12 protein-coding genes are annotated in these 11,078 nt (G+C 63.1%); 6 read left to right on the forward strand and 6 right to left on the reverse strand.

Features of this window, described 5'->3' with window-relative positions; all coding sequences use genetic code 11:
- Nucleotides 1-54: 54 nt before the first annotated feature.
- Nucleotides 55-714 (reverse strand): hypothetical protein, encoded by a 660-nt coding sequence (locus ACQP1V_RS03550; RefSeq protein WP_433418749.1) that lies wholly within the window; start codon nt 712-714, stop codon nt 55-57.
- 1,337 nt (nt 715-2,051) lie between these two features.
- Nucleotides 2,052-2,489: a NaeI family type II restriction endonuclease gene (locus tag ACQP1V_RS03555; protein WP_433425743.1), complete on the reverse strand. Its 438-nt coding sequence runs from the start codon at nt 2,487-2,489 to the stop codon at nt 2,052-2,054.
- Nucleotides 2,490-2,653: 164 nt separating this feature from the next.
- On the opposite strand from ACQP1V_RS03555, the gene ACQP1V_RS03560 reads away from it, so the two are divergent.
- Nucleotides 2,654-3,532 (forward strand): HARBI1 family protein, encoded by an 879-nt coding sequence (locus ACQP1V_RS03560; protein WP_433425745.1) that lies wholly within the window; start codon nt 2,654-2,656, stop codon nt 3,530-3,532.
- 187 nt (nt 3,533-3,719) lie between these two features.
- Here ACQP1V_RS03560 and ACQP1V_RS03565 read toward each other — a convergent pair whose 3' ends face one another.
- Together ACQP1V_RS03565 and ACQP1V_RS03570 are read right to left on the reverse strand one after the other, a co-directional pair.
- Nucleotides 3,720-4,259 (reverse strand): NaeI family type II restriction endonuclease, encoded by a 540-nt coding sequence (locus ACQP1V_RS03565; protein ID WP_433418751.1) that lies wholly within the window; start codon nt 4,257-4,259, stop codon nt 3,720-3,722.
- Nucleotides 4,260-4,316: 57 nt separating this feature from the next.
- On the reverse strand, nt 4,317-5,393 hold the full coding sequence (locus ACQP1V_RS03570) for a DNA cytosine methyltransferase (protein ID WP_433418753.1): 1,077 nt from the start codon (nt 5,391-5,393) through the stop codon (nt 4,317-4,319).
- A 224-nt stretch (nt 5,394-5,617) separates the two neighbouring features.
- Here ACQP1V_RS03570 and ACQP1V_RS03575 point away from each other — a divergent pair, with 224 nt between their 5' ends.
- A complete protein-coding gene (locus tag ACQP1V_RS03575; protein WP_433425747.1) occupies nt 5,618-6,040 on the forward strand; it encodes a very short patch repair endonuclease in 423 nt (140 codons plus the stop codon).
- A gap of 71 nt (nt 6,041-6,111) precedes the next feature.
- On the forward strand, nt 6,112-6,909 hold the full coding sequence (locus ACQP1V_RS03580) for a hypothetical protein (RefSeq protein WP_433418755.1): 798 nt from the start codon (nt 6,112-6,114) through the stop codon (nt 6,907-6,909).
- A 33-nt stretch (nt 6,910-6,942) separates the two neighbouring features.
- Here the strand turns inward: ACQP1V_RS03580 and ACQP1V_RS03585 are convergent, their stop codons facing one another.
- Together ACQP1V_RS03585 and ACQP1V_RS03590 are read right to left on the reverse strand one after the other, a co-directional pair.
- Complete coding sequence (locus ACQP1V_RS03585; protein WP_433418757.1) at nt 6,943-7,458, reverse strand: NUDIX domain-containing protein; 516 nt, start codon at nt 7,456-7,458, stop codon at nt 6,943-6,945.
- Complete coding sequence (locus ACQP1V_RS03590) at nt 7,433-8,674, reverse strand: hypothetical protein (RefSeq protein ID WP_433418758.1); 1,242 nt, start codon at nt 8,672-8,674, stop codon at nt 7,433-7,435. The genes ACQP1V_RS03585 and ACQP1V_RS03590 overlap by 26 nt, the downstream gene beginning before the upstream one ends.
- A 363-nt stretch (nt 8,675-9,037) precedes the next feature.
- Here ACQP1V_RS03590 and ACQP1V_RS03595 point away from each other — a divergent pair, with 363 nt between their 5' ends.
- The 3 genes from ACQP1V_RS03595 (at nt 9,038) to ACQP1V_RS03605 (ending at nt 11,047) form a co-directional block, all read left to right on the forward strand.
- A complete protein-coding gene (locus ACQP1V_RS03595) occupies nt 9,038-9,325 on the forward strand; it encodes a hypothetical protein (RefSeq protein WP_387416127.1) in 288 nt (95 codons plus the stop codon).
- Between the two features lie 454 nt (nt 9,326-9,779).
- Nucleotides 9,780-10,214, forward strand: coding sequence for a hypothetical protein (locus ACQP1V_RS03600; protein WP_433418760.1), 435 nt, complete (start codon nt 9,780-9,782; stop codon nt 10,212-10,214).
- 296 nt (nt 10,215-10,510) lie between these two features.
- A complete protein-coding gene (locus ACQP1V_RS03605; protein ID WP_433418762.1) occupies nt 10,511-11,047 on the forward strand; it encodes a hypothetical protein in 537 nt (178 codons plus the stop codon).
- The last annotated feature ends 31 nt before the right edge of the window (nt 11,048-11,078 follow it).

Raw genomic sequence — 11,078 nt, forward strand, 5'->3', positions numbered from 1 at the left:
ACGTTTATGCCAGAGAGGTACGACAATCGTGCGGGCTGGATGGAACTTTGCCGGCTAGGCCTCAAGGTTCGCGAGCCGGTAGTGGCCCGGCGGGATCTCAGAGTCGTCGTCGTGCGACTGAATCAGCCATCCCTGATCAACTAGCTCTCGGATTTCCTGCCGCCACGTAGGCGTCTTGGCGACTCGTTCGAGTTGCTGCGGGCTCGCTGGCCACGGACTGATGTGGATGAGGTACTCGATCAGTCTCTCCCCGGGGTTCGTACCGCCGATGGACTCGATGGTCTCCTCGCTAGAGGCGACGGACTCATCCAAGTGGGGCGCGGTGAGGCGGTACGGGGCACCAGCTCCTGAGCCGAGGGTGTCGATGCCCCAGCCGACCTCGCGCAGTTCTCGGATGCGTCGCGCCCATGCACGGATGGCCGCGACTCCCTCCAACTGATGCGGCGAGAGAGCTTCCCCGGGGTGGCTGCGGAAGTAGAGAAGGAGCGCCGTGCGGGCGCCACCGATGATGTCTTGACGAACTTCAGCCAGAGCATCGCGTGATTCGGCGAGATGCGTGCCGACTTGGGCTGCCGTCTCCAGCCAGTCCTGGGGCCTCAGGTTTTCGCGCGGCGTGGCCTGCACGATTGCCAGAGCGTCTTTGAGTGACCGTTCGAGCGTCTCCAATTGTTTGCTGTGGAGGTGTCGTCCATAGTTTCCTGAAGAAGTTGCCATTGAGCCACCGAAGCCTTTCGTGGGGATGCGAGCTACCCTTTGGACCTTTGGAGCGTTGAGAATTGGTTTATGGCACGCTAACGCAGAGTCATTCACCCACTTCGGTAGCAGGGCAACTTGGCTCTTAGTCTTGCGCGCTTCCGCTTCTCTGAGTAGACGAGTAGGCGCAGATTCAGTTGTAGGCCCAGGCCTTCAGGCTGGAGAGCTCATCCAGGCAGGGGTATTACCAGACAGCCCGTGGCGAGCTGCATGTTTTGGCAGGGTAGGTGCTAGTTGGTGTGGATGTCAAGAAGAGGTCAGTTTTCCCGTTGTAGACAGAGACGAATCGGGCAAAACCGACACGAATGGCTATAAAATATGACTATTGATGTCATTTGGTATAGGGCATGATTTGTTGTGCGTTGAAGTCGTATTCGTGATCACCCCTTGCGTCGAAAGGGGCTTATGGTTAACGCTCTAGATGCCCCGGTTTGCCTGGGGTTGATGGCGCAGGTATGTGTATGCGCATTTAATGCGCGTGCATGTGATGCTTGGTGGGGCGTAAGCCGAAGGTGTCTTCCTGCAGCGTCATTTCTCGTTCTCGTGGTGCGAGGCGACGAGAACTTATGGTTCTCTGTCGGAGAAGGGTGTTGGTGTAAGGTCGTGAAAGCATCGTGCCCGGAATAAAGCGGCAACCTGGCGTGAGGCGTAAAGCCGCCCAGATCGCTAAGAGGGCAACTCCTATTCCCGCGGGAATCGCTGGTTACTCTTTGGCTGAATTCTTGGGGGCGCAGCCGCTATCTGCGTGGGTGCTTCCCATTATATGTGTGGCCTGCGCACTCCTTGCCGTTGTGGATAAGCTCGCCAACTTTTTCCTGAAGCTCGTGATAATCAGGGGCTACAGGGAGGATTATCGGCGAAGCGATGCGGCCGACTATGTGACGATGTTTCGCGAGCTAAATCAGAGGGAGTAGTCCGCTTTTCCGGTAGAGCACCTTGGGAGTGTGCAGACACCGCGCCTTGGCGCGTTGGCCCTTCTCGCTACAAGGCCTCGCCGTTCAAGAACCATCGCAAGGCAGTGTTCCTTCTCCTTCACCAGCTCGCCAGGGCCGGGATGCCGCTCGTAGTCGATCGCGCGCGATCCAGGGTGGGATGCCTCAGCCGGCTGTTATGTCGGTTGGCCCACCTTGAAGGTGCGCCTCGCAAGCTTGAGAGGACTAGGGCTTGGCCGCGGACACCTCTCCTTGCCCGTGAGCGACGGGCGAGGTCCGGCGCAGGGCAGTGGCGTCCCGCTTGATCAGAACCAGTATCCTCCTGATGAGGTGGAACCCTGTCGGTTCTGCAGTAGCAGTGAGTGGCTACTCGCCGGTTCCGTAGCGAGGTGCTATGGCATGACAATCCTCGACGGGGCGTGCCACAACGTACTGAACTCCATGAATGAGCGCGGTGGGCCGTTCATCACCAGGGGGGCGCGGTACTACGCGAGCACTGATCCATTCACTCTGTCGTGGAACCGTCAGGCCGAGATCCCTTGCTATCTCCGGATGGCCATCTCGGTAACCCAGGATGAGGATGCCGTCGGCGCATACAGTCAGACGTGCGTCACGGGCGCGTTTTGGGCCGTCGTGCTGTTGCGCCACGGTGACCAAGGTGCGGCGATGGATGATTCTTCCCTGGACCTGCCGAAAGAGCGTGGTGACACGCTCCTGCTTCGATAGCTTCCGGTTGAAGATCAATTCGAGCACGCTTTCCGGCATGCTGAGCAGCTGATTCTCCGGAAGTCGTCCTTCCCGCACCAACCATCGGACCTTTGATCTGCCCGCCTGGCTGATAGTGAGCCATTCCGCGTAAGCATCCGTGGCGGAGCGTGATCTTCGAGTGGCGGGCGCGAATGGTCCAGTGGGCTGGATCTGGCGCTCGAACGTAGTGAAGCCCCTGGTAAGAAGTGGTCTTGCGACAGATCAACTTCGAGAACCAGAGGCTTCACGTGTCTTCTAGTGTCACATACACCGCCACCTTGGAGATCAAGCGGGAGACGGTCGAGTACCTGTCGGCGCTCCTGGCCGCCCGCCGCACTCAACGTGGCACGCGGGCCGGCACTCGCGCGCTCGGCCCGTTCAAGCAGGCCGTGCTGGTCTTGCGATGGTTCCTGGACGGCACCCGGGTACGACAACTGGCCACCGACAACGCCATCAGCCGCAGCACCGCCTACGACTACCTGCACGAAGGCATCGACGCCCTCGCCGCTGACGCCCCCGATCTGGCCACGGCCCTGGCGGGGGCCAAGGCGCGGGGCGCCGGTCACCTCAACCTGGACGGCACGGTCATCCGTACCGACCGGATCAGCACACCCGGCCCCAACGGCGCCGACCTGTGGTGGAGTGGCAAGCACAAACACCACGGCGGCAACATCCAGGTCCTGTCCGATCCCGAGGGTTTCCCGCTGTGGACCTCCGAGGTCCGGCCTGGCCGCGAGCACGACACCACCTGCGCGAAAACCGCCGACGGGCTCTTGGTAGCTCTGGAGCAGGCCGCCACCGAGACCGGCCTGCTCACGCTGACCGACCTGGGCTATGAGAACCTCAGCCCGGCCATCCGCACCCCGGTCAAGAAGCCCAAGAACGCCGAACTCACCGAAGAGCAGAAGGCCTACAACCAGGTCATCCGCGGCGTGCACGCCGTCGCCGAACGCGCGAACTCCCTGCTCAAAATGACCTTCAAGGCGCTGCGGCGGGTCAGCCTCGATCCCCGGCGGATCGGCGCGATCACCAAGGCCGCGCATGTCATCCTCCGCCTCGAACACAGCAGACACCTGACCGAAGATCACAACCCGTCGTAAGCATTCAGGTGGTGCACGTAGAGATCTTGCTTGATCACGGTGTGCGATGGGTGAGATCTGAAGTGCGGGACAGCCTGCCCGGTTTTCACCCTGCCATCCCTTTCGAAATCGTAAGCCGTGCCCCGACGCCAGCCCGACTGCTACCGATAGTCGAAATCTCGTTACGTTCCGCGCATCACGTGAATGCTTACAACCCGTCATGATCCGTTACGCGGAATAGCTCAGTCCTCTTGCCGTCTTGGTTGGCTCCGGTATTGAGGATGTCTTCTTTCGCTCGAACTAGTCCAACGGAGAAGCGTCCACGACGATCGTGCGCGTACATGAGCAGGCAGAGGTGCCCTATCGCCTCACGAGGGATCGCTTGTCCGAACTGCGAGGACATGGAGAACTTCGCGTCAACCTGGTGACCGGCGATCCGGTAGTCCATGGCCTGGCCTCGTTCGAGCTGAAATTCGTCTTGGCAGACGATCTCGACTTTGGTTCCAAGGTAGGTTCGCTCAGTTTTCGCTACATTCGATGCATAGATGTCGAATCGGCCGGTCCGTTGTCCGTCGAGAACCTCGTCGATCGACTGACGGAGGACCTCTCCGAATCGCTCGTCCATCTTTGATTGAGCGCGGAACCAAGACTCCACTGCATCAAGGGATCGGTCATGTCCACTGAGGGCCGCGGGTTCGACGATCGGTCCGGCGGAGTCGGGGAATTGAAGATCGAGAGTGTCGGCCACAAATGAAGCCTAGAAGCGCCACACTCCGGTGATCAATAAGGTGCCCGAAATATGTCGCTATGACCCCTCGGTCGGCCTGAACGCCAAAGAATAAACGAAATTGGCGAGGGCTTCAGCGAGCTTGGGCGGTACGGCGTTACCGATCTGGCGCGCGACCTCGATCTTGGTACCCTCGAACACGAAGTCATCCGGGAAACTCTGAAGACGCGCGGCCTCACGATGTGTGATCGGTCGATCCGCAGTGGGGTGTAGGTACCGACCCTTCTCGGGCTTGAAGAATTCGGTCCGAATGGTGAAGCTTGGCCGGTCCCACCAAAGCCTTCCCATCACGTCCGTCGTGCCTGTGGGCTTGTTGGCCCAGCATCGCGGAAGGAGGTCAGGACGATTCCTAGCAAGGTCGAAACGATTACCGCCCTCCGGGATCGCCCGGTAGCGCTCCAATGACATCGGGCGCGGGTTGCGCCGGAAGTGGAGATCTTGAGTGCCATCCGGCAGGGTCGCTATGTCGTCGACTTCGGGATATGGGGCGAGGTCATCGATGACATCACGCAGCGTCGCGTATGGTTTCTGGCCGAGCAACTCGGAACCGTGGGTCGGGGGCGGGGGCCAAGGAATACGCTCGAGACCCTTGATGGCTACGAGTATCCCTCTGCGTCGGCGCTGGGGCACTCCATAGTCGGCGGCGTTCAGCACCCCATATGCGTAGCCGTACTCCTTGAGGTCCTCATCTGTATCGAGGAGGTGCAAGAGCCGTGCGAACTGTGCCGACTTCTGGAATTCCGGAACGTTCTCGATTACGAATGCTTTTGGCTTAACTTGGCGGACCGCCGTCAGGTAGTGCTGCCAGAGCTCGTTCAGTTGCGCCCGGCTTTCGTCATCACGGTCCCGACCGAGCGGGCTGAAGCCTTGGCACGGCGGCCCTCCGACGATCACGTCAGCTTCGGGGTAGTCATCGACCTGCTCGATCGGTCCGTCATGGACGCGGCAGTCGAAGTTGCGCTTGAAGGTTCGTGCGGCTGCTGGATCGACTTCCACGGCGAAGACCGGCTCGAAGCCAAGGTTGGCCTGCTTGAAGCCTTGAGCAAGGCCGCCTGCTCCTGCGAACAGGTCGATCGTGCGGATCACCCTTGTCATCAACGCCTCCCCGCAGACCTATAGTCCCGTAACTATAGGGGTAGCAGTCCTCCTGGTTTGCCCCTGAGGCCCAAGGTGAAGTAGCAGCAGGGGGTACGGGCGCTAGCCCAGGGATAGCTAACACCGGCGGGGCGACAAAATCGAGCAGCTGTTCGTAGCGGGAGCGGGGCCCCGCACCTGAGGATGCCGGCCTAGGGCTTACGGTTGCCTCTGTGGCCAGACCGGTGGAGTCATGGGCCTCGAGCGAGGCCACCAGAGCGAGCATGCGGTCAAACAAGGGCAAGGACACCAAGCCTGAGTTGGCTCTTCGCCGCGCCGTCCATGCGCTGGGCTTGCGTTACAGGGTTTCATATCGTCCCCTCAGGTCGGTCCGCCGCACCGCGGATCTTGTATTCACCAAGGCGAAGGTTGCCGTCTTCATGGATGGCTGCTTCTGGCACGGCTGTCCGACCCATCACACCGTCTCTGCCACCAATCCCGAGTTCTGGGCTGAGAAGGTCCGGCGTAACCGTGAGCGGGACCTGGAGACTGACCGACTGCTCCGGGAGGCTGGTTGGCGAGTGATCCGTATTTGGGAGCACGAAGACCCTCTGACGGCGGCTTCCATGATCAGAGAAGTTATCCGACCTGGCAAAACGCCCATTTAACGAAATGTCGGCCTTGTGGCGTATGGTTCGAGGCAGTGATCTAGGAAGCCTCCAACCGTGCCGAGGGCCACATGACACTGATCACCGATGCCGATGAGGTCGTTCAACTCTTCTGTCGCGCTCCAGATGCCCGTCGCCGGTTCCGGCAATGGGAGACGAGTCGCAGGAGGCGGCACGTTGTCGAGCACGTTATGGCGCACAAGACGCGGATCCTCTACGAGCTGACCGTCGATGACATCACCCGGGCGCTTCCTAGGAACATCAGCGATCACGCCCTCGACGAGATCAAGGGGGACAAAGCCAAAGAGATCGAGCGGATCGACAAGTGGAACCCGGATTTCGCATTCACTCACGTCTTCCACTACGCCTTGGAGGCAATCGGAACCTTTCCTCGATGGGGTGATATCTACCGCTTCTTCCAGGAGGATGAACGGGCGAATGTCATGCTCATGGAGCCGGCCAAGCGTGAGGTCGAGGCGACCGTCCGGGACGGCTGGGGCCGTCAGGAGGCTAGAGCGGCCATGCGGTGGCGTGTTGGCAACTTCTACTACTCCTTCCTCAGGGAGGCCTATGCCGTAGTTCGGCTTCGCGCTGCAGGCTTGGACGTACGGGCTCACCCGCTTGCCGATGCGCTGTTCCGTGTGGACGGCTGGTGCGGCAACAAGATCATCTCGATTTACGTCCGCAATCCCCGCTTTCGGGACGGGTATGAGGGGAGAAAGCCGCAGGTGGAGCGGATTTTAGAAGGAGGCGATCCGTCCTTCGAATTCCATCCGGTCGTCCTGCCTCCTGCCTCGGAGTTCGCGAAATCGCACCTACCGGACGACAGTCAGCTTCGAGCAGCCATACGCGAGCTCAGTAAGAGGTGATCGCCTCCGGAAAGCGTAGGGTGCGGCGGCAGGTCATTCGCCGTTCTCGCGGTAAGCGGCCCGGCCGCCTTGAAGTGTTCTGAGGGCTGAGTGCAATCGATTCCATACGTATGGTCGCAGAAGACTTTCTGCCTCTGAGGCCGTGCAGAAGCGGATCTCGGACAGTTCCTCGTCCGTAGTCCTGAAGTAGGTCTCTAGCGGGCCTGTGACGATCCCGCCATCGAAAATAAACATGAGTGAGTCGTCCCAGGGGCCGTGGGGGGAGACCCAGTCGACGACGAGCAGGTGGCCGATCTCCAGGTCGAGCCCGAGCTCTTCCTTGATCTCGCGGCGGGCGGCGGCCGCAGGGGACTCGTTGGCTTCGGCCATGCCTCCGGGTAGGTCCCAATCCGGCTTGTACTTCGGATCGACGAGCAGGATCCGGCCCTGCTCGTCGCGGATCAGGACGTCGGCACCGACGCGCTTGCGGGCTTGCTTGGCGTTGCCTTCGGCGAGGTAGGCGTTCCAGGCCACCGGGTCGCGCTCATAGAGCGGGGCTTCGGGGTCCACGTTCAGAACCTCCCCATCGGTACAGCCAGCGCCGTTCCTCCAGGGCTTCGGCCAGCACAGTGAGGGCCTCGGCGACGATCTCCTCTTCACGGTACGCCTCAAGTAGCCCGTGGAGATCGGCCAATTGGCGAGTGACGACCAGCGAGCCCAGAGAGCGCGTGTCCTCGACCACGCTCATCACCACGTGACACGCTTCCCCGACCTGGCTTTCGGCCAGCAACACCTTCGCAAGGAGCAGCCGCCCCAGCGCTCGGCTGCGTGTCCGGTTTCCTGATCGCAAGGCCACCGCTCGATCGGCCTGCCGGCGTGCCTCGCGCAGCTGTCCGAGCGCGAGCATGGAGCGCGCCGCGTCGAGCGCCAGCGAGCCTTCGTCGAAGGGGCCGACCCAGGGCGACAGCGCGCTCGTCGGCTCGCCGTCCAGAATGCCTTCTGCCTGGAGTAGTAGGCGCGCAGACTCTGCTGAGTCGCCCAAAGCGGCGAAGCTCCGGGCGGCCATGGTCAGCAGGCGCGATTCCATGGCGGGAGCCGAGGTGCGCGTGGCGGCCAGCATCTCCGTTCCCCTGCGGGCCAGCCGTATGGCGCTGTCCGCGTGCCCGCGGTGCTCGGCGAGGTGGCTCATGCTGCCGAGGACGTGGGCTTCGAGCTGGCGGTCTCCTCCGATGCCCGCGAGGTCGAGCGCTCGGGAGAAGTGCAGGTCCGCGGTGGCGTCCTGGCCGACGTCGTGCGCCATCCACCCCGCCATCTCGGTGAGCGCGGCGGCTGAGACGAACGCCGATGGTCCCTCGGAGCCTCCGAACAGGCGCGGCGCGACGTCACGCTCCAGATATCCGACCACCGTGGCGTAGAGGTGACCGCCCCCGACCTGTCGGTCGGCTCCTCGGAAGGCGGTCATCGCGCTCAGGTCATGAGGGTCGGCAGGGGCTGACATGTTCGCGGTCGGGGGATCCTGCGCCGAGATCTCCGTCGCGTCGGCGAAAAGGGCTTCTTCACCCAGTCCCAGCACGCGGCAGAACAGCAGCCGGTACCGCTCGCTCAGCGTGCTGATCCGTCCGGACTCCCAGCGGCGGATGGACCGTACGAGCGCCTCGTGGTCTGGGAGATCACTGCCGTCGTCGCCGGCGGCGGCACGCAGGCGACGCGCCATGGTGTGGACGTCCCACAGCTGCGCCTTGCGCTCGGTACGAATTCGCTTCGCCCACTGGGGTGAATCGGCCATATTGACCTCCGCACTCGCTCGAACACGCTCCGTGTCCGTCGGTGCTCCTCATTGTCATCCTCCCGAGGCCGGTACGCAGGCCCTCTACTGGGACTGACCCGATTTCCGGCAATGCGAGGACGTCGATATGGACGAGACGAACGCAAGAGAAGCCGCCCGGCTTCTCACGGCTCGCCTGACCTCATGGACCGTCTGGTCCGGCCGGCACACCGGCGGCTTCTGGGCAATGTCCAGGACGCGGGACCTCGCCGCACTGCACATCGCGTTGTGCCGACTTGGGCGCCAGGCATGGGCGATCGAGCATCACTTCAGGGCCAGGCCGGTCTCCCGCTCGGGGAGCGTTCGCACGGCGGAGGTGTCCCGATGAAAGACGAGGCCGTCGAGGACCTCCGGCGGGAGCTGAAGGCCGTCGAGATCCTCACGGAGGACAGGGACGTCTTCCGGCTGAACTCTGGCAATCCGATGCTCAGTCTCGCTCCCGGGCTTGTCGTCTGGACCGGGCTCTTGCGCGTGTACCGGTGGGCTGGACAGGACCGGAGCTGGCAGCTGCACCCGGCCGCCGATCCCGTCGGCGCCGCCCGCCTGATCGCTCCGCTGTACCAGGCACGCATGCGGAACCTCGACCGGGAGGTGCAGGCCTGGCCTATCTGAAAGGGGTCCGGTTGGACTGGACGTCGACGACGAGAAGCGTCGTCGGCCCCGAGGACTCCGGCGAGCTCCGGCGGTCGCTTTCGGCCGATCCGTAGGCCCGGTGCGCAGGCCGGGCAGAGCTCGCCGGATCGCGCGGCAGGAGGGGGGAAACTCCTGCCGCGCACTTTTTACCCAGCCGATTACACGCATCTGTCGTGACATGCGCGAATAATTTCGGGCGATAAAAGCCCGTTTTTCTGTGCTGGTTGCATTCGGTTGCTGGATTTAGTCATCGCAGCGCATTACCGTGTTTCATCCGCGCGGTTACCCCCTACTTGTGCTGCGAGGACATGTCATGTGGCGGCGAAAGCTTCTTTTGGGGCTCCTATTGTCAGGAGCGATTTTCGCCGTTCCCGCATGCCAGTCCACTGAACCCGGCAGCGAAGCCGGCGAGAAGGCAATAGCCCCGCCGAGCGTGACCGCGTCGATCGATCCGCGGGTGTCGACCAAAGAGGCCGTGCTCGCGGCGTACTACGGCATGTGGCAGAACTTCCGCCACGCCGCGAGCACCTCTGACTGGAATGATCCAGCGATTGCCGACCACGCGATCGGCGACGCCGAGAAGGTCCTGCGCCATGGCCTCTACGTCGCCTACCAGAAGGAACAGGTCGTCAAGGGGGAGCCGGAGCTGCGCCCCCGGATCACGGCTCTCAAACCGGCAAGCGGCCCGACGAAGGCGACCGTCAGCGACTGCGTCGACGACACCAAGTTTCTGATCTACGGCAAGGACGGCCGTCGCGTGGAGGACGTCGATCCGGGCGGCCGTCACCGCACCACCGCGGGCCTGGTCCTTCGCAAGGGAGCCTGGTACGTGACCTCCTTTGTCGTCAGGGAGGTCGGAACGTGTTGATGCATGTCATCCTCGCGTCCGCGCTTATCTGCGCGGCCCATGGCGCGCTGCGCGATCCCGGGCCCGGCGGTGGAGGCGGGAGCCTCATCACCTGCGCTCCCAGTGGTGGTCCAGGGTGTGTCGCGGAGGCCCGACGCTGGTGGAACAGCAGACCGCAGCCCCGCACGGACAAGCCCGCCGTCGCTCCGGTCGTCGGCGGCAAGAGGCCCGGATGTACGTCGGAGCCCGCGGAGGCCCCACCCGGTGCATCGGGCAGCGGCCGGTGGGCGCTGGTCACCTGTCCTGGACAACCGGGCATGCTCGTCCGCGATGGGGGAGCACCGAAGGGTGACCCCGGAGACGAGAGTCCGGCGGTCACGCCGGTGATGGTCGCCCTGATGGCTCGGGACCGCTTCCGGCTTCCCGCCCCGGCGATCGGCTCATCGCCGAAGGCTGAGGACCTCCAGCTGGTCCGCCTGCCCATCTGGCTCGCGGTCGCTCGCCAGACCTGGCGTCCGTACACCGCGACCGCGACGGCCGGCGGGATCACCGCTGTGGCGACGGCGACGCCCGTGAGCGTCAGCTGGACCATGGGCGACGGGGCCACCGTGATTTGCAAGGGGCCGGGGACCCCATATCGCGACGGCAGGGACGATCCGCGGAAATCCTCCCCGACCTGTGGTCACACCTACCTGAGATCCAGCGGCAGGGACGACGGATACCGCGTGACCGCGACGATCACCTGGCGCGTGACCTGGTCTGCCTCCGGAGAGAGCGGCACGCTGCCGCCGTTGTCGACCACGTCGAGCGCGAGCTTCCGCGTGGCCGAGAGCCAGGCGATCGTCACCGGTTGACACGGAGAACTGAAGAGGGGGACGGCTTGGT

The sequence above is a fragment of the Microtetraspora malaysiensis genome, assembly GCF_050947145.1.
In the GTDB taxonomy this organism is placed as follows: Bacteria; Actinomycetota; Actinomycetes; order Streptosporangiales; family Streptosporangiaceae; genus Microtetraspora_A; species Microtetraspora_A malaysiensis.

What these genes read in the sequence shown, in the direction of transcription:
- ACQP1V_RS03550 (WP_433418749.1), bottom strand. Translation starts at nt 714, where the DNA reads ATGGCAACTTCTTCAGGAAACTATGGACGACACCTCCACAGCAAACAA.
- ACQP1V_RS03570 (WP_433418753.1), bottom strand. Translation starts at nt 5,393, where the DNA reads ATGACAAGGGTGATCCGCACGATCGACCTGTTCGCAGGAGCAGGCGGC.
- ACQP1V_RS03580 (WP_433418755.1), top strand. Translation starts at nt 6,112, where the DNA reads ATGACACTGATCACCGATGCCGATGAGGTCGTTCAACTCTTCTGTCGC.
- ACQP1V_RS03590 (WP_433418758.1), bottom strand. Translation starts at nt 8,674, where the DNA reads ATGGCCGATTCACCCCAGTGGGCGAAGCGAATTCGTACCGAGCGCAAG.
- ACQP1V_RS03595 (WP_387416127.1), top strand. Translation starts at nt 9,038, where the DNA reads ATGAAAGACGAGGCCGTCGAGGACCTCCGGCGGGAGCTGAAGGCCGTC.
- ACQP1V_RS03605 (WP_433418762.1), top strand. Translation starts at nt 10,511, where the DNA reads ATGCTCGTCCGCGATGGGGGAGCACCGAAGGGTGACCCCGGAGACGAG.